Origin of the sequence: Acinetobacter sp. NIPH 542 (genome assembly GCF_000369825.1) — a bacterium.
Taxonomy (GTDB): Bacteria; Pseudomonadota; Gammaproteobacteria; order Pseudomonadales; family Moraxellaceae; genus Acinetobacter; species Acinetobacter oleivorans.
Window position 1 is genome coordinate 2206462 of the sequence record NZ_KB850206.1, and the last position, 25628, is coordinate 2232089.

At 38.1% G+C, this 25628-nt stretch carries 20 protein-coding genes; 5 read left to right on the forward strand and 15 right to left on the reverse strand.

The features are described 5' to 3' along the window. Positions 1–233 precede the first annotated feature (233 nt). The 8 genes from F886_RS15780 to F886_RS15815 all read right to left on the reverse strand — a co-directional run bounded on the left by F886_RS15780 (position 234) and on the right by F886_RS15815 (position 10636). Positions 234–851, reverse strand: a complete 618-nt coding sequence (locus F886_RS15780) for a cytochrome b/b6 domain-containing protein (RefSeq protein ID WP_005307304.1) — start codon at positions 849–851, stop codon at positions 234–236. A 137-nt stretch (positions 852–988) separates the two neighbouring features. After that, positions 989–1951 carry a protease SohB gene (gene sohB, locus F886_RS15785; RefSeq protein ID WP_005307305.1) on the reverse strand — a complete coding sequence of 321 codons (963 nt, stop codon included), beginning with the start codon at positions 1949–1951 and terminating at the stop codon, positions 989–991. Positions 1952–2097: 146 nt separating this feature from the next. Next, positions 2098–3000, reverse strand: coding sequence for a phosphate ABC transporter ATP-binding protein PstB (gene pstB / locus F886_RS15790; protein ID WP_005307307.1), 903 nt, complete (start codon positions 2998–3000; stop codon positions 2098–2100). A 13-nt stretch (positions 3001–3013) separates the two neighbouring features. Next, entirely contained in the window at positions 3014–4411 is a 1398-nt protein-coding gene (pstA, locus tag F886_RS15795; RefSeq protein ID WP_004790867.1) for a phosphate ABC transporter permease PstA, read from the reverse strand. After that, positions 4408–5787 (reverse strand): phosphate ABC transporter permease subunit PstC, encoded by a 1380-nt coding sequence (gene pstC / locus F886_RS15800; RefSeq protein WP_005307309.1) that lies wholly within the window; start codon positions 5785–5787, stop codon positions 4408–4410. Before pstC ends, pstA begins: the two co-directional genes overlap by 4 nt. A gap of 99 nt (positions 5788–5886) precedes the next feature. Beyond that, entirely contained in the window at positions 5887–6918 is a 1032-nt protein-coding gene (locus F886_RS15805) for a substrate-binding domain-containing protein (RefSeq protein WP_005307311.1), read from the reverse strand. 476 nt (positions 6919–7394) lie between these two features. Continuing rightward, positions 7395–8774 (reverse strand): amino acid permease, encoded by a 1380-nt coding sequence (locus F886_RS15810; RefSeq protein ID WP_005307314.1) that lies wholly within the window; start codon positions 8772–8774, stop codon positions 7395–7397. A gap of 140 nt (positions 8775–8914) precedes the next feature. Further along, positions 8915–10636: an alpha-keto acid decarboxylase family protein gene (locus F886_RS15815; RefSeq protein ID WP_005307316.1), complete on the reverse strand. Its 1722-nt coding sequence runs from the start codon at positions 10634–10636 to the stop codon at positions 8915–8917. Positions 10637–10770: 134 nt separating this feature from the next. Here F886_RS15815 and F886_RS15820 point away from each other — a divergent pair, with 134 nt between their 5' ends. Then, positions 10771–11256, forward strand: coding sequence for an Lrp/AsnC family transcriptional regulator (locus tag F886_RS15820; protein ID WP_004643588.1), 486 nt, complete (start codon positions 10771–10773; stop codon positions 11254–11256). Between the two features lie 69 nt (positions 11257–11325). Here F886_RS15820 and F886_RS15825 read toward each other — a convergent pair whose 3' ends face one another. The 3 genes from F886_RS15825 to F886_RS15835 all read right to left on the reverse strand — a co-directional run bounded on the left by F886_RS15825 (position 11326) and on the right by F886_RS15835 (position 15950). Next, on the reverse strand, positions 11326–12756 hold the full coding sequence (locus F886_RS15825; protein WP_005307319.1) for an aldehyde dehydrogenase family protein: 1431 nt from the start codon (positions 12754–12756) through the stop codon (positions 11326–11328). A gap of 285 nt (positions 12757–13041) precedes the next feature. Continuing rightward, positions 13042–14574: a pyridoxal phosphate-dependent decarboxylase family protein gene (locus F886_RS15830; RefSeq protein WP_005307321.1), complete on the reverse strand. Its 1533-nt coding sequence runs from the start codon at positions 14572–14574 to the stop codon at positions 13042–13044. Between the two features lie 2 nt (positions 14575–14576). After that, complete coding sequence (locus tag F886_RS15835) at positions 14577–15950, reverse strand: diaminobutyrate--2-oxoglutarate transaminase (RefSeq protein WP_004790853.1); 1374 nt, start codon at positions 15948–15950, stop codon at positions 14577–14579. 466 nt (positions 15951–16416) lie between these two features. Between F886_RS15835 and F886_RS15840 the strand changes: the two genes are divergently transcribed. Further along, positions 16417–17118: an SIMPL domain-containing protein gene (locus tag F886_RS15840; RefSeq protein ID WP_004790852.1), complete on the forward strand. Its 702-nt coding sequence runs from the start codon at positions 16417–16419 to the stop codon at positions 17116–17118. A 60-nt stretch (positions 17119–17178) separates the two neighbouring features. Here F886_RS15840 and F886_RS15845 read toward each other — a convergent pair whose 3' ends face one another. Next, on the reverse strand, positions 17179–17802 hold the full coding sequence (locus F886_RS15845; RefSeq protein WP_005307324.1) for a TetR/AcrR family transcriptional regulator: 624 nt from the start codon (positions 17800–17802) through the stop codon (positions 17179–17181). 118 nt (positions 17803–17920) lie between these two features. Here F886_RS15845 and F886_RS15850 point away from each other — a divergent pair, with 118 nt between their 5' ends. Beyond that, positions 17921–18385: a hotdog fold domain-containing protein gene (locus tag F886_RS15850; protein WP_005307330.1), complete on the forward strand. Its 465-nt coding sequence runs from the start codon at positions 17921–17923 to the stop codon at positions 18383–18385. 35 nt (positions 18386–18420) lie between these two features. Here F886_RS15850 and F886_RS15855 read toward each other — a convergent pair whose 3' ends face one another. Further along, on the reverse strand, positions 18421–19515 hold the full coding sequence (locus F886_RS15855; RefSeq protein WP_005307332.1) for a fatty acid desaturase family protein: 1095 nt from the start codon (positions 19513–19515) through the stop codon (positions 18421–18423). A 12-nt stretch (positions 19516–19527) separates the two neighbouring features. After that, positions 19528–20595, reverse strand: coding sequence for a ferredoxin reductase (locus F886_RS15860; RefSeq protein WP_005307335.1), 1068 nt, complete (start codon positions 20593–20595; stop codon positions 19528–19530). Between the two features lie 140 nt (positions 20596–20735). Here F886_RS15860 and fabR point away from each other — a divergent pair, with 140 nt between their 5' ends. Next, the gene (fabR, locus tag F886_RS15865) at positions 20736–21431 is read left to right on the forward strand and encodes an HTH-type transcriptional repressor FabR (protein ID WP_003650423.1); all 696 of its coding nucleotides are present in this window, start codon (positions 20736–20738) and stop codon (positions 21429–21431) included. Positions 21432–21597: 166 nt separating this feature from the next. After that, on the forward strand, positions 21598–22614 hold the full coding sequence (locus F886_RS15870; RefSeq protein ID WP_005038990.1) for an AI-2E family transporter: 1017 nt from the start codon (positions 21598–21600) through the stop codon (positions 22612–22614). 57 nt (positions 22615–22671) lie between these two features. Here F886_RS15870 and rapA read toward each other — a convergent pair whose 3' ends face one another. Next, entirely contained in the window at positions 22672–25509 is a 2838-nt protein-coding gene (rapA, locus tag F886_RS15875; protein WP_005307339.1) for an RNA polymerase-associated protein RapA, read from the reverse strand. Between the last annotated feature and the right edge of the window lie 119 nt (positions 25510–25628).

A 25628-nucleotide genomic window follows, 5' to 3' on the forward strand; every position in this document is an offset into this window, starting at 1 on the left:
TGAATTTCAGTTATATTTTTAAATGTCTAACTTTTTAAATGATTCATCTAAAAGCTATTTTATTGCTGTTTAAAATATCAAAACCATGTGTTTATCACAATTCAAAAAGCATGTTTATCAATAATTATTTTTGACTTTTAATTAAAATATCTTTTTCTCATAAAACTCATATCAACCTTAAATATCGCCCTGTTCGAGTATTTACTAAAATTCTCATATATTAATTCCATCATTTACATTCGTAAGTAAAAGAAGCTAAAAGTGCCTATTACAATCAAAAGACATAAAGCAGCGAATTTAGTTATTTTCGCATCTGACAAGGTCATTTTTAGCATACTCCAGCCCTGAAAACGTTTTGCAAAAAAGCTATTTAGAATAAGAGTTGAAACATGCAATAAAACCAAAGCTAAAAATAAGTTTGCAAAAAATTCGTGTAGGTCTTTCAAAGAAAAATTAACATGCTCAGTCGCATACCCTAACCCCACCACAATTGGAATCACAAGAAATATAAGTACAATTGAAGTTTGAAAAAGTGCAATGCTGATTGAATGAATTGAATTTTTAGAAAAAATACTCTTAAAGTTTGAATGACTGAAGGATTTTTTGACCGCATTTATTGCTATGTTACTTCGCTTTTTAATACCGAACGGTGTTGTACTTGAAATACGTGGACTCAAAAAATGCCAGATCACTCGCGCAGTAATACTAATAAGAAGTACGTAACCAAACATCATATGGACTTGGTGTAGATCTTCATTATCTCCTGTGAAATAAGCACCAATAAAGCCAAGTATAATAAAGATATGTAAAATACGTATGAGAATATCAATGTGTGGCCATGTTTTTGACATCACAAAAACTCAGAAGTGAAAAGTTAACTATAACTTTTACAATTGAAACTTAAACAAATATTAATCAAATTTCTTTCATCACTCACATAAAAAAAGAGCACCCTTACAAGCACTCTCTATTTCAAAATTTAGCTTAATTAAAATCTAGTATCACGCATTTGTACTAAGGTTGAATTGGCTTTGGCCAACGTGTCTGCAACTTTATTCATTACAGCCGGAATCAAGCTATCTGCCATTTGAGCCGCTTGCAAACCTAACTTTTCACCTAATGTCGCTTTCTTACGTGTATTAATCACATAAACATCATGTTGTGGTAATAACGCCAATAGATACTCATCAGATGTTTGTAATTTATCAACAAGGTTTAGCTCTAGCGCATCTTCACCATACCAATGCTCACCTGTAGCGACTTTATCAACATTAAGTTGTGGACGGTACTTTTCTACAAAGTGTTTAAATAACACATGCGTTTGTTGAAGCTCTTCTTCGAACTTCGCTTTACCTTCTGGGGTATTTTCACCAAACATCGTGACAGTACGCTTATATTGCCCTGCTGTGTATAGCTCGAAATCCACATTGTGTTGTTTTAAAAGACGGTTAAAGTTTGGAACTTGAGCAACCACACCAATTGAACCAACAATAGCAAACGGCGCTGCAATAATTTCATTTGCAATACATGCCATCATATAGCCGCCACTTGCTGCTACTTTGTCTACGCAAATCGTCAAATGGAAGCCTGCATCGCGTAAGCGTACCAATTGAGCTGCTGCTAGACCATAACCATGTACCATGCCTCCTGGGCTTTCAAGGCGAACCACAACACGGTCACGACCTGCTTTAGCAGTTGCTAAAATGAGGGTTATTTCTTCTCGTATATTTTCAACTGCTGAAGCTTGAATATCACCTTTAAAATCTAAAACAAAGATTTTCTGGTTATTTTTGCGGCGAATTTTAGCTTCTTTAGCAAGTTGTTGAGCCAATTGTAAAAGTTCTAAACGGCTTGCAGTTGTTTGTGCAATTTTTTTTCGCTGTTCATTTACACGTGCATTTAAGTGACTCACACGTATTTCTGCAGGGAGTTTAGGCAAATGGAATAACATAAAATTCTAAGCTCATAAGTTATCTTTTATAGCCTTAAGATGTGGTCGTTTTGATTAAAATTCAATAGCGTTTTTGCAAAATAGAGTCATTTTCATTTATAAAATAAAAAAAGAGCACATGGCTCTTTTTTTATATGGATGACTAACTAACCGAATCGTCCAGTAATATAAGCTTCCGTCAACTGGTGGTCAGGTTGAGTAAAGACTTTTTCAGTTGAGTTAACTTCAATCAAATCACCTAAATGGAAATAAGCAGTACGATCAGACACGCGTGCCGCCTGTTGCATTGAGTGAGTCACAATAACAATTGTATATTGCGTTGATAATTCAGAAATTAATTCTTCGATTTTTGCTGTTGCGATTGGGTCAAGCGCAGAACATGGCTCATCCATCAAAATCACTTCAGGACTTACTGCAATCGTACGAGCAATACATAAACGTTGTTGCTGACCACCCGATAAACCAGTACCCGGTTGATTCAAACGGTCTTTCACTTCGTCCCATAGACCCGCTTTACGTAAGCTATTTTCAACAATTTCTTCAAGATCATATTTATCGCGCGCTAGACCGTGAAGTTTAGGGCCGTAAGCCACGTTATCAAAAATAGTTTTAGGGAACGGGTTTGGCTTTTGGAATACCATACCAACCTGAGCACGTAATAATACGACATCAAGGTTTGGATCATAAATATTGTGGTTATCGAGTGTAATTTTACCTGTCACACGGCAACCATCAATGGTGTCATTCATACGATTTATCGTACGAAGAAAGGTAGATTTACCACAACCTGACGGTCCAATAAAAGCAATAACTTCGTTCTTGTAAATATCGAGGTCAATACCTTTAATCGCTTCAAAATCACCATAATAAACATGGGCATCTTGTGCACTAATTTTGATTTCGGTTGAGTTCTGCTTTTTTGAAGTTTGTGGTTCAAAATGCGAAACATACGAAGTGCCATGATTCTGCGATTTATCTGTAAATTGAGATTGTTCAGTGTTCACTAACTTATCCTTTTCTAAGGAATTCGTAATATCAATAGTATTCATTATTTATCCTCTATTACCAACGCACTTCGAACTTTTTACGTAACCAAATTGCAAGACTGTTTAGACCAATCATTAATGCAAGTAGTACGATAATCGCAGCGGCAGTACGGCCTTCGAAGAAGTTACGCAACTCATTACCTTGCCATAAGTAAACTTGAACAGGTAATGCAGTTGATTGATCAAATGGTGTTGCTGGAATACTTGCAACGAATGCACTCATTCCAATTAAAAGTAAAGGTGCAGTTTCACCAAGCGCATGAGCAACACCAATAATTGAGCCGGTCATAATGCCTGGTAAAGCTAATGGTAAAACGTGGTGGAAAATGGTCTGGAACTTAGAAGCTCCTAACCCAAGTGCGGCTTGTCGAATAGAAGGTGGCACTGCTTTTAATGAAGCACGTGTAGTAATAATGACTGTTGGTAATGTCATCAAACTTAAAACTAAACCACCGACTAACGGAGCTGATAAAGGTAAATGCATCCAGCCAATAAAAATTGCTGCACCGAGTAAACCAAACACAATTGAAGGAACAGCAGCAAGGTTATTGATGTTAACTTCAATAATGTCTGTAACAATATTCTTTGGAGCAAATTCTTCAAGATAGATTGCGCTGGCAACACCAATTGGAATCGCAATAATGATTACAATCAGCATCATGAATAATGAACCCATAAATGCGCCAGCAAGACCACTAATTGCTGGTGAACTACGAGAGTCCGGATTCTTAAACAAGTTCAAATTGAACGTATTTTCAAGAACACCTTTTGCTTTTAGTTCATCCGCAAGTTTACGTACTTCTGGTTCAAGTTGTTGCTGATCATCTGGCAATGAACGGTCAATATTACCTTTTAACCAGACATCAACATTGGCATCGCCCAAGAAATTAATATTTTCTTTTTTACCAATGAGTGATGGGTCTGCAAAAACCATGTCACGTAAACGATAAGCCTCTGAACTTGCATAAAGACTACTTAAGTAATCACGTTCACTAGCAAGTGCAGGATCTTTGGCAATCATTCCATTTACAATAATGCCATCCCAATCCACCATACCCATTTTAGTTTGCCAATCGACATAACGCTCTTGGTAATGAGCAGGTGTTTCACCTTGAGTACGTACAGGTACTGGACCTGCATCAATTACTTTCGGATCGAAGTAAATTGGAACATTCATGCTCGTTTGCCAAAAAGCAGGTAAACCTTTTGCCAAAATACTGCTGAACAATAGCGCTACGAATGCAAGACCAATAACAACTGCCGATAAACCAGCAAAACGGAAAGCTTTTTCTTTACGGTGACGTTTAGCCAATGACTTTTCAATCACTTTTTTACGGCGATCACGTGCTTGAGCAGCAGCTTGTGGATCAAATACGTTCTGATCCATAGGAGACGATGTATTTGATGTACTCATTCGTATTGCTCACGGTATTTACGCACAATGTACAGTGCAACAATGTTTAAACATAAGGTAATCACAAAGAGTGTCAGACCTAACGCGAATGCAACCAAAGCTTGTGGGCTGGCAAAGTCAGTATCACCAGTTAACTGTTTTACGATCGTAACGGTCACTGTCGAAACAGCTTCAAATGGATTTGCATGTAAAAGTGGACTGTTCCCTGCTGCCAAAACCACAATCATGGTTTCCCCTACGGCACGAGAGACAGCTAATAAAAAGGCGCCAGTAATACCCGGTAACGCAGCAGGTAAAACGACTTGGCGAATTGTTTCTGACTTAGTTGCTCCAAGTCCTAAAGAACCGTCACGTAGTGCACGAGGTACTTGGGTAATAATGTCGTCTGATAAAGAAGAAACAAACGGAATAATCATAATCCCCATCACGAAACCAGCAGTTAAAGCACTGGTCGCGTTAATTTCAAGACCAACGTAAGCACCAGCTGTCTTGAAAAATGGTCCAATAATCATCATGGCAAACACACCATAAACAATTGTTGGAATACCCGCTAAAACTTCAATTGTTGGTTTTGCCCACGAGCGTAACCAAGGAGAAGCATATTCAGCTAAATAAATGGCAATCATTAATCCAATGGGTACGGCAACTAATAAAGCAATGCCGCTGACCATGAGTGTGCCCCAGAGTAACGGCAATAAACCATAACTACCTTCTGCATTACCCGAAGTACTAAAGCCTGGATTCCACTCTGTTCCGAAGAAGAAATCAAGCGGGCTTACAAAACGGAAGAAGTGCATTGCTTCGCCAAACATCGACATCACAATACCGATGGTTGTTAAAATCGCAACACCCGAACATAAAATCAAAGCAACATTAATGGCACGTTCAACTTGGTTACGTGCACGATATTGTTGATTAATCTTTTTCTTTGCCCACACTAAACCTAATAAAGCTGCACAAACTACAACAGCAAATTTGGCAAAAGAGCCAATGGTTTGAAATTTTGCAAACTGTTGTGCAGCAGCTAATTCATAAGCTGCTGGCTTATCACTTACCCCAAAACCTGAAGCAATCGCTTGAACACGATCAATCAAGACACTTCTGCCAGCTTCATCAAGTGATGCACTTACAGATGCAGGAATATTATTAAAGATAATGTGATTTAAAATACTTGGTTCAACCAAGCTCCAAATGATCAAAATTAAAAAAGCAGGGATACCGCACCAAAGACCAACCAGTGCACCATAATAACCAGGACGAGAATGTAATGTCGCCGAGTTGCTTCCCTTACCTGCTAGGCTACGGCTCTTTCTCAGCCCAAGTTGATATGCGATTGCCACAAGGGCTAACAACACACCGATAAGTAGCAGATTCATGTACTCTCCACTGTTTTCTCAATTGTCATAATTTGGAAAAACAAGTTAGACAAAAAGGCTGATGAACTCTCAAGATCACCAGCCCCTATTCAAACTAACTTATTTAACAGTTTTACCTGCTTTAAAGTCAGCCAATACTTTTGCACGTTCAGCATCAGACATTGCGATTAAGCCATCACGTTCAGCTTTAGAGCCTTTACCTGTTGCTTTTTTGCTTACGAAATATTCTACATATTGTGGTAAGCCTTTAACTGATTTTAAATGTTCGCCTTTCACGTAGAAGAATAATGGACGAGACACAGGATATGTACCGTTCAATACAGTTTTCTCAGATGGAAGAACGTTATTTACAGTTGCTACACGTAACTTGTCACGGTTCATATCATAGAAACTTAAACCAAACACGCCTACTGCACTTGGAGAAGTCTTTAAGCGAGCTAGAGTTTCTGTATAGTCACCAGCAATTTCAATTACACGGCCATCTTTACGGAAAGTAGAACATGCTTTCTTCTGAGCATCTTTATCTAAGCTCTTGAAGTATTCATACGCTTCACAACCAGCATCAACCATTTTCTCTTGGAAAACTTCACGAGTACCGTGGTTAGATGCAGGAATTACAAGAGTAATTGGTTCATTTGGAAGTGATTTATCAATCTGGTTCCAGTTTGTATATGGGTTTGGAACCAATTTACCATTTGAAGGTAATTGTGCAGCTAAAGCAGCAAACACATGGTAAGGTTTTAATTTATAAGCTGCTTTGTGTGAGTTAGACGCAAATACGATACCGTCGTAACCAATTTTGATTTCTTGAATTTGTTTTACACCAGCTTTGTTACAAGCTTCAATTTCAGTGCTTTTAATTTTACGAGAAGCATTAGCAACGTCGATTGTGTTATCGCCAACACCTTGACAGAATTGTTTCAAACCAGCAGAAGAACCGCCAGAACCAACTACAGGAGTTTTAAATTGAGGAAATGTATTACCAAACTCTTCAGCTACAACGCTGGCAAATGGTAGTACAGTTGAAGAACCAGCAATTTGAATCGTATCACGAGCTGCATTTGCAGTCGTTGTTACAGCTGCCCCAGTTACTGCTAACGCAATTGCGATTTGACGTGGATTTAAGCGCATTCTGTTCTCTCTCATTAATGCAATAGGTTGTACGTCACTTTTTGTTGAGTGCTTGTACGCTCTTCGATAGCTGCATTGTGAATAGAAAATATGACAATTAAGTTACAGTATGATGACGCTTTAATGATTTCGATATTGTTAATTGTCACATTATTATTTTTTATCTGTTATCAAATATTTAATTCAACTTAAGCAGATATTTTACTCTGTATATTCGTCTCTATTATGACACTGATTAAAAATATAGATTTTAAGTATTCATAAAATATAAAACCAAAAGATATTATAATTATTTTAAAAATCGATAATTTAACTGTATTTTTACTTTTACTACTAAAAATAATTTTATTACTAAAATTCTGATCAAAAATTGCGGTAGATAATAATTTCTTTGTAACATGAAAATAATATGACAAAAGATAAAGGGTTACCTACCGTATGTAAGGTAACCGCAATATCATTGTAAATTTAGTGGATTAATTCGATTGCACTTCTGGCATTGCGACCATTTTTCTGCGGTATTTGAAGAAATACATCAGCGCTAAAACAGCAAGCCAGATTGGACCCAAAATAACGGCCAATCTCATATCAGGCGTCATTGCCATAATAATAAGAATAAAGCATACAAAGCTAATGGTTAAGTAATTACTCCATGGACTCATAATACTTTGGAACTTAGTTTGACGCTTTTGCAATTTCATTGCTTTGGTAAATTTCAAATGCGTGACTGAAATCATAAGCCAGTTAATAACAAGTGCAGCCACAACAAGCATCATAAAGAGCTGAAAGGCTTGTCCAGGAATTAGGTAATTTACGACCACACATATTGCTGTGATTGATGCAGAAACAACCGCTGCTGGAACTGGAATACCACGGCTGTTTACTTTTTTCAAAATTGCAGGAGCATTGCCCTGCTCTGCTAAACCATGCAACATACGGCTATTACAATAGATACAGCTGTTATAAACCGAAATAGCAGCAATTAAAACTACAAAGTTAAGAACATTCGCAACGCCATTACTGTTTAATGACTGGAAAATCATAACAAATGGGCTACCGCCTTCTGCCACCATATTCCAAGGGTAAAGGCACAGTAAGATCCCAATAGCACCGATGTAAAAAATTAAAATACGATAAACAATTTGGTTCACTGCTTTTGGAATAGTGGTTTCAGGTTTTTTCGTTTCAGCAGCAGCAATACCAATAAGTTCTAGACCACCAAATGCAAACATAATAACGGCTAAAGCCATGACAAAACCGTGAATCCCATGCGGGAAGAAACCACCGTGTTGCCATAAATTTGCAATACCTGCTTGCGGACCAGCCGAACCTGTAAATAAGAGATAAGTACCAAAACCAATCATGCTTAAAATTGCAACAATCTTAATGCAGGAAAATAAGAATTCGGATTCCCCAAAAAAGCGGACATTCACCAAGTTAATGCCGTTAATTAAAATAAAGAAAAATAAAGCAGTCAGCCATGTCGGAATTTCAGGCCACCAAAACTGAATGAAGGTTCCAATTGCACTGAGTTCAGCCATACTTACCAGCACATACAACACCCAGTAATTCCAGCCAGACATAAAACCAGCCATTTTGCCCCAATACTTGTTCGCAAAATAACTAAAAGAACCACTTACTGGTTCCTCAACAACCATTTCACCTAAATGACGCATAATTAAGAAAGCGATAATTCCAGCAATTGCATATCCTAATAAAATTGAAGGACCTGCCAGTTTAATCGTTTGAGAAAGACCTAAGAATAACCCTGTTCCGATCGCACCTCCTAACGCGATGAGTTGAATATGCCGATTGGATAAGCCTTGTTTTAACTCGTGCTTATTGTTTGCATCCATAACATTATCTCCAATGTTGGTGTCACTTCCTGTACACCTTTATTCAGCACCATATCCGAAGGCCAGAAACCGACCTTCGGAAATACGTTTGCTTTAATATGAGTCCATTTAATTTTAAGAAGACTTGTCCTATCTTCTATTTAAAACGAGCTTGCATCCTTACATTTAATAGGCTGGGAACGCTCCTTTAAAATTTCGTAGCCACGATCGCCGTAATCAAAACGCGCGATGACTGAAGCAAATTTTTTCAAACTTACTGGCGCATCCATTGCTGGTAGTTTTAATTCAATAAAAGTTAACTGATCATTTAAATGAACATTCTCTAAAACACTTCTAAGCTGTCCGGCAGTTTCAACCACATAGGTGGTATGGCCTTTTTTACCGTTAAATACCGCAGGAATTTCGGTGTATTTCCAGTTTTGCACGTCGTTATAGGTTGCGTTTTCACCCATAATTAAGCGCTCAATGGTGTAGCCGCCATTGTTCAGTAAGAAAATAATAGGTTTTAAACCGTGACGAATAATTGTAGAAAGCTCTTGTACCGTAAGCTGGAAAGAACCATCGCCAATAAACAAAATTTGACGGCGTTCTGGAGCAGCCAACAAGCTACCAAGTAAAGCTGGCAAGGTATAACCGATTGAACCCCAAAGCGGCTGAGCAATATATTTAGCTGTAGCAGGAAGTTTTAAACCGGACAAAGCTGAGTTTGAAGTTCCTACCTCACCAATAATCACATCATCTTCTTTTAAGAAACCTGCAATATAGTTCCAAAGCACATCTTGGCTTAGCTTTTGTTGAGCTGGGGCTTCAATTATTTTCTGTGGCTGTTTTTCAAGAAGAGGCATTGACGATTTACGTGGTGCAACTTTTTTATTTAGCTCAACAAGTAACTGTCCAATTTCAATACCCGGAAAATCTTGCCCGAAAATGTTCAAACCATAAGATTTAATTTCGATGTAATTCTTGGTCTCAATTTGATGAGTAAATACAGCTGAACCAACATCTGTAAAACGTGCGCCAATACCAATCAGGCAGTCAGATTGCTCAATAATATTTTTCACATGCGGTTGGCTTGCCCCACCTACATAAGTTCCAATATAACGAGGTGAGCCTTCATCCATAATATTTTTTGCAGTATTCATACCCGCAAATGGAATTGAGCATTTTTGAGATAAATCATTTAAAAGCGAAGTTACACCAAAAACTGAAGCTTCATTATCAATAAGAAGTGCTGGGCTTTTTGCATTGTTCAAAATATCGCAAAGTTTGCTTACCACACTTTGCAATAAGTCTGGTTCAACAGATGGATAACTTAAATCAAGTGGGCGGTCAGTAACTTCAATTTTAACGTGAGTAATATCTCCCGCTAACTGGATGTGCACAGGACGGCGTTCAAGAAAACACTGACGTAATACACGATCAATTTCAAAAGCTGCATTTGCAGGAGTTAAACGTGTTTGAGCAACTGTGAACTCTTTCATACAGTTCATAATATTGTCGTAGTTACCATCGACAAGCGTATGGTGAATTAAAGTGCCCTTTTGAACTGCATGTAAAGGTGGAATACCTGAGATATGAATAAGAGGTACATTTTCTGCATATGCACCTGCAATGCCATTAATCGCGCTTAAATCACCTACACCATAAGTGGTTGCCAAGGCAGAAAAACCGTTAATTCGTGCATAACCATCAGCTGCATAGGCAGCATTTAATTCATTACAATTTCCGATAAATTCGAGTTCCGGATCTGCTTCAACTTGTTCGAGATATGAGAGGTTAAAATCACCAGGTACACCAAACAGATGTTGGATACCCATTTGTTTTAAACGAAGATTTAAAAAGTCACCGATTTCTATGAACATTGCTCTATATCCTTTGAGACCAATTTTTATTCCATAGAAAAATAATATTTCATCTACCTTTTAGATTTCGTGCATAATGAAAACGCATTTTAATAAAAATACATGATTTGTGTATCATAAAAGGATTTTATGCAATGGATAAGTTCGACTGGCAAATCATTCAGGCACTACAAAAGAATGGACGGCTCACCAATCAGGAAGTTGGAGATTTAATCGGTTTATCTGCTTCTCAATGTTCTAGAAGAAGACAGCTACTTGAGCAAAAAGGCATAATTTTAGGTTACACGGCCCGTATCCAGCAACAAGCGCTAGGACTGGAAGTTACAGCGATGATTCACATTAATTTAAGAACACATGAGGCAAAATCTCAGCAGGCTTTTCAAGAGTTAATTGAAGCAGAAGATAACATTCAAGATGCATTTTCAATTAGTGGCGATGCGGATTTTATTTTAAAAGTCGTTGCGGAAAACTTAGAACAGCTTTCTCAATTTGTAACCGAAAGATTGCTTTCTTATAATTTTATTGGCCACATAAAGTCTTACATTGTTCTGAAAAAAATTAAAGAACAGAATCATTTTTTAATCAAACCTAAAGGTCACGGTTACCATCACACGACTTAAGCAGGTTAGTATTTAATAAGATAATTTAAAATAAAAAGGCGGATCTATGATCCGCCTTAGAATTAATATTTAGACTTTACTGATATGAACCGTTTGCCCAATCGTATTTTCAAGTAAACCTTCTAAACCAAACTCTGCACCTAAGCCTGACATTTTCCAGCCACCAAAAGGGGCATGAGGTAGTACTTCTGCATGGGTATTAATCCAAACAGTACCGCATTGCAGCTGAGTCGCATAAGTTTGAGCAGCTTGAATATCAGAAGACCAGATTGAACCACCTAAACCAAATTCACTGTCATTGGCACGAGCAATTGCATCATTGATATCTGTGTATTTTAAAACAGGCAACACTGGACCAAATTGCTCTTCTTGAACCACGCGGCAAGAGTCAGAAACTTCAGTCAAAATAGTTGGCGCAATAAAGTAGCCTTGCTCTGGTAACGGCTGCTGACCAGAAAGCGCTTTTGCACCCTGCTCTATGGCTTCAGCAATAAGAGTTTTCACTTTGTTATATTGCATTTGGTTTTGTACCGGACCAAACGTTGTAGAAGACTCCATTCCACCACCCACAACTTGAGCGTTGGCAATGTCAGCTAACTTTTGAGATAAAGCCTCATATTGGCTTTCATGCACGTATAGACGCTTTAAGGCTGCACATGTTTGACCAGCGTTTAAGAACGCCATATTAAAAATCTTAGCTGCAATTTCATCTATATTTGCATCTGGCAATACAATACCCGCGTCATTACCGCCGAGCTCTAATGTTAAATGTTTTAATTGTTGAGCTGCACCAGCCATAATATGTTGACCAGTTCGAGTTGAACCCGTAAACACGACTTTTTGCACATCTGGATGAGAAGAGAGTGCTTCGCCAATCTCACCAGCACCTACCACAATTGAAATAACACCTGCTGGAACTTCTTGCTGAATGATTTCACATAGACGCAAAGTTGATAGCGGTGTGTATTCAGAAGGTTTACTAATCACAACGTTACCCGCGCGTAAAGCAGGCATGATATGCCAAACAGCAATCATGAGAGGCCAGTTCCACGGAGTAATTGAAGCCACTACACCTAATGGCTGACGATGACGCTCAATACGCTTGGTTTCACTGTCTTCAATCACTTCAACAGGTAAATCCATAGCAGCGGCATAGCGAGTCCAACCAATTGCACCCTGCACTTCCATTTGCGCAAGTGCTAGTGGTTTACCTTGTTCAAGCACAACCAGCTCTGCAAGCATTTCAGCGTGCTTTTCAATACCATCTGCAATTTTGTTTAAAATTGATTTACGTTCATCATGTGAAACTTGTTGCCAAGCTTTAGAGGCTTGTTTAGCTGCACTCACTGCTTGATTTACTTGCTCAACCGATGCTTTTGCACAACGCGCAGCTGTTAAACCTGTAGCAGGGTTAATAACTTCTAGTTCACCTTGTTCACCTGAACAAGATTGACCGTTAATAATCAGTTTAAATTCATTAAGCACATTAACTTGTTGCATTTCTTCTTCCTTGTCTTAATTGTAATTACAGCCACTTACTTTTTTCAGTTAAAACGGGATTATTTAAAGTAAGTACGATATTGATATATCAATGTGACCAAAAATATTGGGGACATACCAATACAATAAGAAATTTGCATAAGATAGATCATGCATAATTATTTTTGTTTTTGAAAAATATGCATGGTTTGTGCATATTTCTATTTACTCATACACATTTTGAATAAAAGAATCTGTAATAAAAAAGCCCAGCAAGAAGCCAGGCTTTTTTTGTTATCAACTCAATTAGTCGATTGGTGGTACATAGTTACCAGAAGCAATCGCATCTTTAATACGTTCAGCTTCAGCCAATACTTGACCTAAAAGGTTTTTAACATTTTCGAATGTCACAACAGGGCTTAATGTTGTCATCTTCAATGACTGTACATTACCAACTTTTGTTACACCGATATTTGCTTCACCACGTGCAAACAATTCGTCCGCTACGTTTTGGTTCAAGCTGTCGATAAACTCAACTGGGTAGCCTTGTGGCACAACACGGAACAATACTGAAGCAAATTGTGGTTCAACTAAAAGCTCTAGACCATCAGTTGCCTTGATGTAATCTGCAACTTCACGAGTAAGTTTTACACCATGGTCAATCATTGAACCGTAAAGATCTTCACCAAGCGACTCAATTGTCATCCACAATTTCAATGCATCAAAACGACGAGTCGTTTGTAATGACTTAGAAACAAGGTTTGGTACACCATGTTCTTCGTCATAAGCAGAGTTCAAGTATTCAGCTTCGTAGTGCATGAAACGGTAGTTCGCTTCGTCTTTTAACAAGAACGCGCCACAGCTAATGCTTTGGAAGTAATGCTTATGGAAGTCGAGGGTAATCGAGTCAGACAACTCAATACCATCAAGCATTGCACGGTAGTCATTTGACAGAATTAATGCACCGCCCCATGCCGCATCAATGTGCATCCATGAACCATATTTCGTCGTGATTTCACGAATTTTCTTCAATGGATCAATTGCACCAGCATCAGTTGTACCTGCTGTCGCAACAACACAAGCAACCACTTTGCCTTCTGATTGCAAATGCGCCATCGTTTTTTCGAGAGCATCTACATCCATCTGTGCATTTTCATTCACAGGAACAGTCACAACTGACTGGAAGCCCATGCCCATCATTGCCATGTTCTTTTGCACAGAGAAATGTGCATTTTCAGAACAAATAACTTTGACGTTTTTCATTGCTTCAGCTGGAATACCATCACGCTGTACAGACCACGGATTACCGTTTTCGTCTTTCCAGTTTTTCGAAATGCACCAGTCACGAGCAAGTAACACACCCATTAAGTTAGATTGAGTACCGCCAGAAGTGAAAACACCTGCCTGACCAGAACCATAACCAACTTTTTGACGCAACCAATCAATGAGCTGAACTTCCATTAATGAACCGGCTGGGCTTTGATCCCATGAGTCCATAGACTGGTTAGTTGCATTGATTAACACTTCCGCAATCTGGCTCATCACCATGGTTGGGCAGTGTAAATGTGCTAATGAATGTGGATGATGTACTTTTAAGCTTTTATTTAAGAAAAGCTCAATCATACGTTGAAGTGATTCTTGTACACCCATACCTTCTTTTGAAGGTTGGAAAGAAATTGCTGAACGCAATTCTTTAATGCTACCGCCTGTGTACATCTTTTCATTTTGCAACCATGCTGAAACGGCTTTTACCGCTTCGCCCATTGCTGACTCATAGTCAGCAATGGATTGTGCATCATTGCAGAGTAACGCTTTACGATGTTCTGCAAAATCCACCATACTTATGCGCCTCGTACTGCAACCAATGCTTCTGCAATTGCTTTCTTAAAGCGAGCAACTACTTCAACACACTCTTCTTGAGTGATGATAAGCGGGCAAAGTAAACGAATTACTGTACCGTTACGGCCGCCTTTTTCAAGCAATAGTTTATTGTTGAAACAAGCAGTTTGAATCGCAGCAGCTAATTGTGAATCAGCAGGATGTGAACCAATACGATCAGCTGGTTTACGCTCGTCAACAATCTCAACACCGATCATTAAACCGCGACCACGTACGTTACCGATACATGGGAATTCTTGAGCTAATTTTTTAAATTCAGCTTGTAGATAATCACCACGTTCTTGCGCATTTTGAGCAAGATTTTGTTCAGTAATCGTTTTTAATACGACAAGGCCTGTACCCATAGCAAGTTGGTTACCACGGAAAGTACCAGTGTGACCAGCAGGCTGCCAAGCATCAAATTTACGTTTAATACCTAATACTGCAAGTGGTAAACCACCACCTACTGCTTTAGACATTACAACAACATCAGGTTCAATACCTGCATGTTCAAATGCAAACATTTTGCCTGAACGTGCAAAGCCAGCTTGAACTTCGTCTAAAATTAAAACGATGTTGTGCTTTTCAGTCACTTCACGGATTTTTTGCAACCATTTTACTGGAGCTGTAACTACGCCGCCTTCACCTTGAATTGCTTCAAGAATAACAGCAGCCGGTTTTGTTACACCGCTTTCAACATCTTCGATAAAGTTTTCAAAGAAGTAAGTTAAAGCGTCAACACCAGCTTCACCACCTAAACCAAGTGGGCAGCGGTATTCATGCGGATATGGCATGAATTGCACGCCTGGCATTAAACCGTTAACTGCATTTTTTGCACTTAAGTTACCAGTCATAGCAAGTGCACCATGGGTCATACCATGATAACCGCCAGAGAAACTGATCACTGAACTACGGCCAGTGTAAGTCTTAGCAAGTTTAATTGCTGCTTCAGTTGCGTCTGCACCAGCAGGACCACAGAACTGCAAGCAGTATTCTTCTTTACCACCAGGTAAATATGCTAACAATGCTTCAGTGAATGCATCTTTTAAAGGTGTGGTTAAGTCTAAAGTATGCAATGGCAAACCACTTGCCAATGTATCTTGAATACTTTGAATCACCGCAGGATGATTATGACCTAAAGCCAATGTACCTGCCCCAGCTAAACAATCAAGGTACTCTGTACCTTCAACATCAGTAACCCAGCATCCTTGTGCTTTCGCTATCGCTAACGGTAATTTACGTGGATAGCTACGAACATTTGATTCCATTTGACTTTGGCGAGTCAAATAATATTCGTTAGTAGCATTAGTGGCAGGGTTAACGGAAGTAACGCTCATATCGGATTACCATCTCTGATAGGGGTAGAAAGAAATAAGTCTGGTGACTTTTGGTCCTTTGACTCGGTGCTTTATAGAACTAGTAAAGACACTTATTTTATATCTTGTAACTAGGAGCGCGATGATACCTAATTTTACAAGAAAAAAAACGTCTTTTATGTACTTTACTCATCTAATCTTATTGAAAAAATGTATCATCCCAATAGTTAAGATGAATTATCATCATACTATGTGACAACCTAAAGAAAATATTCTTTTTTTATATTACTTTGATTTTTTAAGTTACATTGACATACTTTATTTTTAAGTATTTATTTTTTAAAGATTTTATATTTACCAAAATTTAAAAAAACTGATCTAAATATTACAAATACGCCACAAAATCTGCAAAAGTTATGCATAACTTATGTTTAACATTTCTTAATGAAAAAAATTAAATTTATATTAATTTTTAAAGGAAAAAATTATGCGTACTTTAGCTGTCTCAACCTTTCTTTTAGGTTCTCTCCTCAGCCCTTTAGTTTTTGCTCAGGATGATAATGCTTTGAACTATAATATTGTGAATGTACAAGCTGAAGCTTCTCGTCAAGTTTCTAATGATGAAATGCATGCAACTTTATATATTGAAAAAAGTAACAAACAACCAGCCGAACTTTCAAATCAGATTAATCAATTGATGAATCAGGCACTCGCTGTTTCTCGTAAATATCCGCAAGTAAAAGTGGAAACTGGTGCTCAAAGCACTTACCCAATTTACGATAACGACAGTAATAAGCTAAAAGAATGGCGTGGCCGCGCTGAAATTCGTCTTGAAAGTAAAGACTTTAAAGCAGCAAGCCAGTTAGTCAATGAATTGCAACAAAGCTTCCAAACTCAATCGATTAATTTTACAGTTTCAGATGAGCAACGTAAAAAAGTTGAAAATGATTTGATGGTCGAAGCTTCTAAAAACTTTCAACAACGTGCTCAAATGTTGACTCAAGCGTGGAATAAAAGCCAATACACGCTCGTTAACTTAAACTTAAATACCAACAACTATTTCCCTCAGCCTGTAATGCGAGCGAGTATGGCTAAGTTTGCTATGGCCGAAGCTGCACCAGCTCAAGACATGGCGGCTGGTGAATCTAAAATTACTGTAAATGCAAACGGTTCAATTCAATTTAAATAATTTCTTGATCTAAAAAAGCCGCATGAAATATGCGGCTTTTTTTATTACTGATCAAAATATTCAACTCAAATTTTGCAAAGAATCCCAAGCAGCTTTCGCCAAAATATCTTTATAAATTTTAGGGTTGGAAGAAACACGTTGTGATAACCATGCACGGCAGTAATTTTCTGTAGATCCAATCACTAATGAGAGTAATAGCTCATGAGGTATAGATTTTAAAAACTCAGAATCTGCATAATTTGAAATTTCATTAAAGATCTTTTGATTTCTTAATTTATTTTTCTGAACAAGACGTTCTTGGTCTTCACCTTGCATCACATTAAAACGAGCAGATATTAAAAATTTAGCAAACTCTGGCTGTTCACTTACCCAATCAATGTAACTATGAATGAAAGCATATAAAACCTCTTGAAGGGATTCTGTGCCCTCCAGATAGTCATCTCTTCTTGCCGCTTGGTCATCTAAAGCTGCAAAAAATAAAGTCGCGACAATCCCTTCTTTATTTTTAAAGTGGTGATAAATAGCCCCTACACTGCTGTCCGATTTCGAACGAATCATTTCAATGCTTGTGGTTTCAATTCCATTTTCTAAGAAACAAGACAAGGCATCTAATAAAATTTGTCTTTTTAAAACGGCTCTTCTGCCTGGATATAAACGTTCTAATAGTTCTTGTGCAGACTTCATCGTTTGTTCCCTAACCAGTTATCGGAGATATTCTGAATGACTTGACTCACTTTTGTAAACAGAATTATATTCCTTAACAGAATAATATTCTGTTTTATTAATAATGGAGCTTTAAACTATGGCAACCACTTTAGAACTTTGGAACAAAATATCTGCTTTTCCTAAAGGAAAATGGACTTTCTCACGCATGCTATGTTTAAAAGCACCTTATTTCGGCAGTATTTCACCGCTCTTTATCGATTTAAAACCTAATTATTGTGAAATAGCGATTAAGAAAAAGCGTTCTGTTCTCAACCATATTGGAACAGTTCATGCGATTGCGATGTGTAATATGGCTGAACTCGCAGGTGGCACAATGACAGAAGTTACAGTGCCTTCCACACATCGCTGGATTCCCAAAGGTATGACTGTCGAATATTTAAAAAAGGCAGCAACAGACTTAATTGCAGTTGCAACGCCTGTAGAAAAAAATTATGACTGGGATAAAGCTGGCGAATATTTGGTAAATGTAGAAGTCTATGATTCTCAGAAAGAGAAAGTCTTCCAAGCTACGATTACCATGTGGATTTCTAAAAAGAAGTAATAAAAAAGCCCTGAACTGATCAGGGCTTTTTTTATTTATTTTTTAAATGGTAAGGCATATTTCAAGATACGACCTACCACCTGACCAAACTGTTTGGTCAAACTCGCGTTGTTATAGTTCAGACCATATTTTTTACATACAGCTTCAACTTTTGGAGCCATTTGGCGATAACGGCGCGCTGGAACATCAGGATATAAATGATGCTCAATCTGATGGCTCAAATGTCCACTTAAGATATGTAGTGCTTCTGAACCTTTTAAGTTTGAAGAACCACGAATCTGGCGCATATACCAGTGGCCACGGCTTTCGTCCTGTAAAACAGACTTTGGAAATACTTCTGCATCTTTTGTAAAGTGACCACAGAAAATAATCGTAAATGTCCAAATATTACGAAGACCATTCGCAACCAGATTTCCCGTAAATACAGGCAAAGCTGCTGGGCCTGCAATTAATGGGAAAAAAACGTAATCTTTGAAGAGCTGAGTACCAATCTTTTTATTCACTGGTTTTAACTCTTCCAAGAATTTTGCCATGCTTTTACGTTTATAAAGGACACGTCCAATTTCAAGGTTCTGAATGGCTACGCCCCATTGGAACAATAAGCAAAATGGAATGCTATAAACCGGTTGAAGCAAGAAACCTGGTTTCCAACGTTGCTCTGGGAATAAGCGAAGCAAACCATAACCAATATCATCATCTATACCTTTAATGTTGGTATAAGTGTGATGTTTATAGTTATGAGTTTGACGCCAGTTATCAGAAGTACCAACGGTATCCCATTCGTAAGTTTGACCATTAAATTTAGGGTCGTTCATCCAGTCGTATTGGCCATGCATAACGTTATGACCAAGTTCCATGTTTTCCATAATTTTAGAAAAGCCTAACAGACCTGTTCCTAAAACCCATGCTGGTGGGAACCAACCTGCAAACAAACATGCTCGGCCTAAAAAGCTACTGTAACGAATTGCAGCATAGACACGGCGGATATATTTAGCATCTTTCTCACCCAAATCATCCAATACTTCTTGCTTGATCTGATCGAGCTCTTTTGCAAATGCGTCAAGTTCTGCAGGCGTCAAATCTCGATTTTTAGGATTTTTAAAATATTCGACTTTCACTGGCATATTCATAAGAGTTCTCTCTTAAAGATCAATAACTAGATCGGATTGTGCTGAGTTCACACAAATTTTGAGTAATTGGCTTGGCTCTGTATTTTCACTACCATTGAGTAAGTTACGAGTAAAACCTTGAGCTTTGCTACAAACACACTTATTACAAATTCCCATACGGCAGCCATGTGTTGGCTTAAGGCCTTCATGTTCAAGACTGACCAAAATTGATTGGCCTTTTGGAATTGCAATGACCTTATTAGACTGGGTTAATGTGACATTTACATAACCAACTTCAGCCGTACTATCTTGAGTTAAGCTAAAAGCTTCTGTTAATACAGCGGGCGCTTTTTCAAAAAGTTGTTCCACTGTCGAAACAAAACCTGAAGGCCCACAAGCATATACGGTGCTGTTTTCTAAATCATCTACTAATGCCAAATGCTCTGCATTTAAACGCTCATCATTTGGTGTTTCTTGTGTATAAAAAATCTGATAACTAAAATTTGAAAATTGCTGTGCAACTTGTTCAAAATATTCAATAAAAGCTGCATCTGAGCGTTGCTTTACCCAATATAAAAGTTGTACTTGAACTTTATCTAACTGCTGGCTTTGTTTAATTGCAGTGATTAAGCTCAACATTGGGGTAATACCACTACCCGCAGCCAGCATAATTAATTTTGGCGTATTGATATTTTGTTGCATGTCTCCATAAGGTTGACCAAGCTCAAAAACATCGCCAATTTGGCTTTCAGTCATAAACCAGTTACTGACGATACCATCAGCCACTTTTTTAATCGTTAAACGTAAATGTTGTTCGTCAATTTGCGTCAAGCTATACGTACGTTCATAACGACGACCAGCAATTTCAACAATGACAGGATGATGCTGACCAGCAACACCTATTTTCACTAAACGGTTACATTTTAGTGTAAGACTCACCATGTCATGAGCGACAAATTCTTTTTTTACAATTTGAACAAGCCCATGTTTTACAGACCATAAAGGATTAACTTTTTGTAGCCAGAAGTTAGCCGTATCTCTATCAAAGATGGCTTGTGTCAATGAATTGAATAGAGAATTTCTCTTTTCGATTACTTGCATAGCTGGAGGCTCTGTCGCTCTTTTTTAATTATTATACACATGTATATATATTTGTATATACACCTGTACTTTTAATTACAATTTCACAAGTTCAGCTTCTAAGGCTATAATCCTGACAGTTTACAAATATATTGAACAGCATGACCCAATCTTCACTTTCTCAGAACCTGAATGACACGCCTCGACAACAAGATGTCATTGAAATTAAAACAGCTACGCGTTCTGTGGGAAGAAAAGCGACAATTACTAAAGAAGAACTTTTTCAGGCTGCTCTAAATCTGATTGGCCCACAAAAGAGTATTGCTTCATTAAGTTTACGTGAAGTAGCAAGAGAAGCTGGTATTGCGCCAAACAGTTTCTATCGACATTTTAAAGATATTGATGAGTTAGCGATTTCTTTAATTGACCGTGCTGGTATTGTCTTACGTAAAATTATTCGCCACGCTCGCCTACGCGCATCCTTACAAGAAAGTATTATTCGTAGTTCTGTCGATATTTTTCTTCAGCAGCTCGATGCTGATGAGGGTAACTTAAGTTTATTACTACGTGAAGGCTTTACAGGCTCTGCCTCTTATAAAGCCGCAGTTGAACGTCAATTAAATTTCTTTCAACAAGAGCTACAAGAAGATTTAATTCGGCTGGAGCGCTTAAATAACAATCACCTCTACCACCCTGAACTTGTTGCAAAAGCAATTACTCAACTTGTGTTTCACATGGGGGCAAAAGCGATTGACCTTCCTATTGAGCAAAGGTCAGAACTTGCCGAACAGACCATGATCATGATTCGAATGATTTTAGAGGGTGCACGTCATTTGGATGAAGCAAAAATTCGTTAAAATTATCTAAAGAATGGCTTGTTGATGAACAGGCCATTTTTACATCTAACTCCTCTATTTTCCAATAAAAATATAATTCATCGATTGAAGCGAATAGCTTGCGAGAGTATAAATAATTATTCCATTTGCTCTTTCTCCTATATTCCCAACGATCTCAGGGATCAACATGCAAAATTTGAATAATCGTCAAAGTCTGATTGCAAGCTACATTCTTATGGGCATCTTTTTGCTTTCGGTTATCCCATTACACCTATTAGCAAGTTTTTTTGCAGGCTTTCTTATTTATGAAATTATTATTAGCTTAAGCTCGGTTGTAGAACGTTATATTGATGGTCAAAGAGCCCGTATTTTTATTAGTATTTTACTAAGTATTGTCACTATTTCACTTATTGGTTTTTTCATTACGAGTCTGATTAGCTTTGTTGTATATGATTTAAAAGGCGTCGGATTACATAGTATTAATACAAAAGTTGATCAAACCCTACTGCATTTACAAGCTGAAATTAGCAAATATCTTCCAGGTTATATTCCCGATAGCGTGACAGATTTAAAAGACGAAATCTTTGCATTTATGAAGAACAACGTGACCACATTAAAAAATGCCAGTTCAGATATTTTGCATAACTTCGTGACTATGGTTATGGGCCTCATTATCGGTATTTTGGTCGCTATACATGGTTTTCACCACCGTAGGCCCCAGCCTGTTTTTAAATCTCTTCTGATTCAACGCATTCAAAAATTATCAATTTCATTTAAAAACGTTGTTTTTGCACAAATACAAATTTCAGCCATTAATACCCTGCTCTTTATTTTATTCGCTTTTATTTTATTACCGCTTTGGGGAGTCCATCTTCCTTTTGCCAAAACTCTCACTATTTTGACCTTTATGTTTGGACTGATTCCAATTTTAGGTAATCTTATTTCCAACACATTAACGTTCATTGCCGCTCTTACTGTTTCACTCGGACTAGCAGGAGCAGCATTACTTTATCTCGTTCTGGTTCATAAACTTGAATATTTTGTTAACGCTAAAATTATTGGCCATAAAATCAATGCAAATGCATGGGAAATTTTATTGGCAATGCTAGTATTTGAGTCAATTTTTGGCTTAGGTGGTTTAATCGCGGCTCCAATTTTTTATGCATATTTAAAATTAGAACTAAAAGATGCTGGTCTGATCTAATTCAAAATCGATCTATAAAAAAAGCGCCCTCTAGGCGCTTTTTTTACTTTGAGTTAATTATGGCTTAACCACAACTAATACTTGAATTGCTTCTGGTGTAACAGTTAAACCATCAAGCAAGCTCAAGCCTTCTTTTTGCAACTTTTGTAAGCGTTCAATTTCATCTTGACGAATACTTGGGTTGAACTGTTTTAAATAGGTTAAACGGTCAATTTCATATTGCCATTTATTACCATAGTGTTCTTTTGCTTGCTGCTGAAGCTGTGGCAAATCAACTTTCGCGATATCTAACGCTTGTTTATAACGTTCCTCAATGATATCACGGCGAGCTTTAACCACCTGACGACAGCTATTGCCATCTAAATGGTGTAAATATGGTTTTAAGATAGTCGGATCAATTTTCTCAGACAAATCTTGACCATTTTCGCTTAATAGCACACGAATTAATTGCTTAGGTAAGCTCGATGGTAGATTTAATGCCTTAGGTGCCACCACATCGACTTTAAACCACACTTCGATTAATACTGAACCCTGCTTTAACGCATTAGATTTGAGTACAGCAACATTAGTACTACCAAATGATTGTGTACGGATCATTTCCATTACACTTTCAATGAATGGATGCTCTAAAGTTAAATATTGGGCATCTTCACGAAGCTGTGCTTGATCGCGATAGAACGTTGCCGTCATGCCTTCTTCGTCTAACGCCAAACCTTGCACTTGCATCTGATCTGTTGGACGAATAATTACCGTACCGTTACTTTGCTCATCAAAGTCGATATTGGTTGATGACATGAAACGCTTCACAAACATTGGGAGCGTTGTGTTGTCATCATAATCTTCTAAGGCCTGAACAATCTCTTGCGCCACGATTGGACGACATGAGTTATATTCAAGTAAACGATCTCGGCCTGCTTGAAGTTCAGCTTCTAAAGCTTGACGTTGAACATTCACTTCTTCAAGCAAATCTTCAAATGTTTGACCTTGGTCTGCAAGCAAACAGTCTTTCAATTCAACAATAAAATTCTCTTGCAGCGTTTGCGCTGTTGGCGAAATATTGCTGAAAATATTAAGTGCTTCATTGTACCAACGGAACATACGCTCTTGAGCTGTTCCCACAAGATATGGCACATGAATCTGAATACGGTTTTCTTGGCCAATACGGTCTAGACGTCCGATACGTTGCTCTAAAACATCTGGATTAGCTGGCAGATCAAATAAAATTAGATCACTGGCAAATTGGAAGTTACGGCCTTCCGAACCAATTTCCGAACACAGTAAAATTTGTGCACCATAGCTTTCTTCAGCAAAATAAGCAGCCGCTTGGTCACGTTCAAGTAAGCTCATGCCTTCATGGAACATGGCAGTACGGATGCCTGCATGCAAACGCAACACATTTTCTAAAGCTTCAACAACTGGCCCACTACGCGCAATTAAAAGCACTTTTTTATGCTTGAGATCTTTGCGTAGAACTTCCATTACCCATAACACACGTGGGTCATTTTGCATCCATGAACCATCAATTTGTGCTTCTTCAGGCCACATCTGCTCACGCAGTTTTCCATCTTTTGACCAATCTTCTGGTGCTGGTAATGGTGCTGGCTGACAATCACGCCCAGGGAAGCCTTGAATTGCTTCACGTGTATTACGGAATAAAATACGACCTGTACCGTGACGGTCTAATAATTCGTGAATTGCTCTAAAGCGCTGTTCAGGCTGGTCTTCAATACTATGCCCTAACAAGCCCTCTAAAGCAGATAAATGCTCAGGAGCTAAAGGTTGATCAGACATCAGCACTTCAGCAATTTTTGCAGTCTGCTGGTACTGAGTTTCTTCATCTAAGAAGCGCTCTAAACTGCTAAAACGCTGCGGATCAAGTAAACGTAAACGTGCGAAATGACTTTCCACACCAAGCTGTTCAGGTGTTGCAGTAAGCAACAATACCCCAGCCGTATTTTCAGCTAGCTCTTCAATTAAATCGTAGCGATCATTACCGCCTTCTTCTTCGCTCCACATCAAATGATGTGCTTCATCGACCACGAGCAAATCAAACCCAGCTTCGATGGCTTGCTCACGCAAATCATCATGGTCAACCATTAAGTCAACACTCGCAATAATACATTGCTCAGTTAAGAATGGATTGAGTTCTGGGTCATGTTCTTTAATAGATGCGGTACGTGTTAAATCAAACAGAGAGAATTGCAAGTTAAAACGACGGCGCATTTCAATCATCCACTGATACTGTAGAGAATCAGGGACTAAAATAAGAATTCGTTCTGAGCGACCGGTTTTAAGCTGTTGGTGGATAATTAAGCCAGCTTCAATTGTTTTACCCAAGCCCACTTCATCGGCAAGTAAAACACGAGGTGCAAAACGCTTACCAACTTCGTGTGCAATATAAAGCTGATGCGGAATTAAACCAACTCGCGCACCAATCATACCGCGTAGAGGACTATTCTGCATTTGTGCTTGCATAAGCATCGCTTCAATACGCAGGTCATACCACTCTTTATAGTCGACCTGACTTGCAAGCAAACGATCTAAAGGTTTCGACAACTGAATTTGCGCACCGATACGTGTTTCGTTCAACGCTTTACGATCTTGCTCGCCATTTTCTAATGTACGAACAACGTTGTAACGCAAAACACCATGTCGGTCTTCAACAGATTCAACAATCCACTTCTTGCCTTCTTGATCTTGAACTTCATCATTTGTGTTAAAGATGATACGAGATAGTGGAGCGTTATTACGTGCATATACACGTGTCTCATCACTTTTGGGGAATAAAATGCTGACAGATCTTTCATCTACATCAATAAGTACACCTAAACCGAGCTCAGTCTCTGTGTCTGATAGCCAACGTTGACCAATAGCATACTGCTGCAATTTTTCCACCTTTCTCTCAAGTTCGCACTACATATTGTACGATGCAAATTAGCTTATTTTTGCATCTTTTTATGTAGTCTTTAAAGCAAAATTTTGAAGCAAAAACCAATTAAATCGTTTTGCTACAA

Bases quoted from the DNA above. Each gene is read 5' to 3' on its own strand.
- F886_RS15825 (WP_005307319.1), bottom strand. From the start codon at position 12,756: ATGCAACAAGTTAATGTGCTTAATGAATTTAAACTGATTATTAACGGT.
- F886_RS15830 (WP_005307321.1), bottom strand. From the start codon at position 14,574: ATGGTGGATTTTGCAGAACATCGTAAAGCGTTACTCTGCAATGATGCA.
- sohB (WP_005307305.1), bottom strand. From the start codon at position 1,951: ATGTTATTCCATTTGCCTAAACTCCCTGCAGAAATACGTGTGAGTCAC.
- F886_RS15780 (WP_005307304.1), bottom strand. From the start codon at position 851: ATGTCAAAAACATGGCCACACATTGATATTCTCATACGTATTTTACAT.
- pstA (WP_004790867.1), bottom strand. From the start codon at position 4,411: ATGAGTACATCAAATACATCGTCTCCTATGGATCAGAACGTATTTGAT.
- pstB (WP_005307307.1), bottom strand. From the start codon at position 3,000: ATGAATACTATTGATATTACGAATTCCTTAGAAAAGGATAAGTTAGTG.
- F886_RS15840 (WP_004790852.1), top strand. From the start codon at position 16,417: ATGCGTACTTTAGCTGTCTCAACCTTTCTTTTAGGTTCTCTCCTCAGC.
- F886_RS15820 (WP_004643588.1), top strand. From the start codon at position 10,771: ATGGATAAGTTCGACTGGCAAATCATTCAGGCACTACAAAAGAATGGA.
- F886_RS15835 (WP_004790853.1), bottom strand. From the start codon at position 15,950: ATGAGCGTTACTTCCGTTAACCCTGCCACTAATGCTACTAACGAATAT.
- F886_RS15870 (WP_005038990.1), top strand. From the start codon at position 21,598: ATGCAAAATTTGAATAATCGTCAAAGTCTGATTGCAAGCTACATTCTT.
- F886_RS15815 (WP_005307316.1), bottom strand. From the start codon at position 10,636: ATGTTCATAGAAATCGGTGACTTTTTAAATCTTCGTTTAAAACAAATG.
- F886_RS15805 (WP_005307311.1), bottom strand. From the start codon at position 6,918: ATGCGCTTAAATCCACGTCAAATCGCAATTGCGTTAGCAGTAACTGGG.
- F886_RS15860 (WP_005307335.1), bottom strand. From the start codon at position 20,595: ATGCAAGTAATCGAAAAGAGAAATTCTCTATTCAATTCATTGACACAA.
- fabR (WP_003650423.1), top strand. From the start codon at position 20,736: ATGACCCAATCTTCACTTTCTCAGAACCTGAATGACACGCCTCGACAA.
- F886_RS15810 (WP_005307314.1), bottom strand. From the start codon at position 8,774: ATGGATGCAAACAATAAGCACGAGTTAAAACAAGGCTTATCCAATCGG.
- F886_RS15850 (WP_005307330.1), top strand. From the start codon at position 17,921: ATGGCAACCACTTTAGAACTTTGGAACAAAATATCTGCTTTTCCTAAA.
- pstC (WP_005307309.1), bottom strand. From the start codon at position 5,787: ATGAATCTGCTACTTATCGGTGTGTTGTTAGCCCTTGTGGCAATCGCA.
- F886_RS15845 (WP_005307324.1), bottom strand. From the start codon at position 17,802: ATGAAGTCTGCACAAGAACTATTAGAACGTTTATATCCAGGCAGAAGA.
- F886_RS15855 (WP_005307332.1), bottom strand. From the start codon at position 19,515: ATGAATATGCCAGTGAAAGTCGAATATTTTAAAAATCCTAAAAATCGA.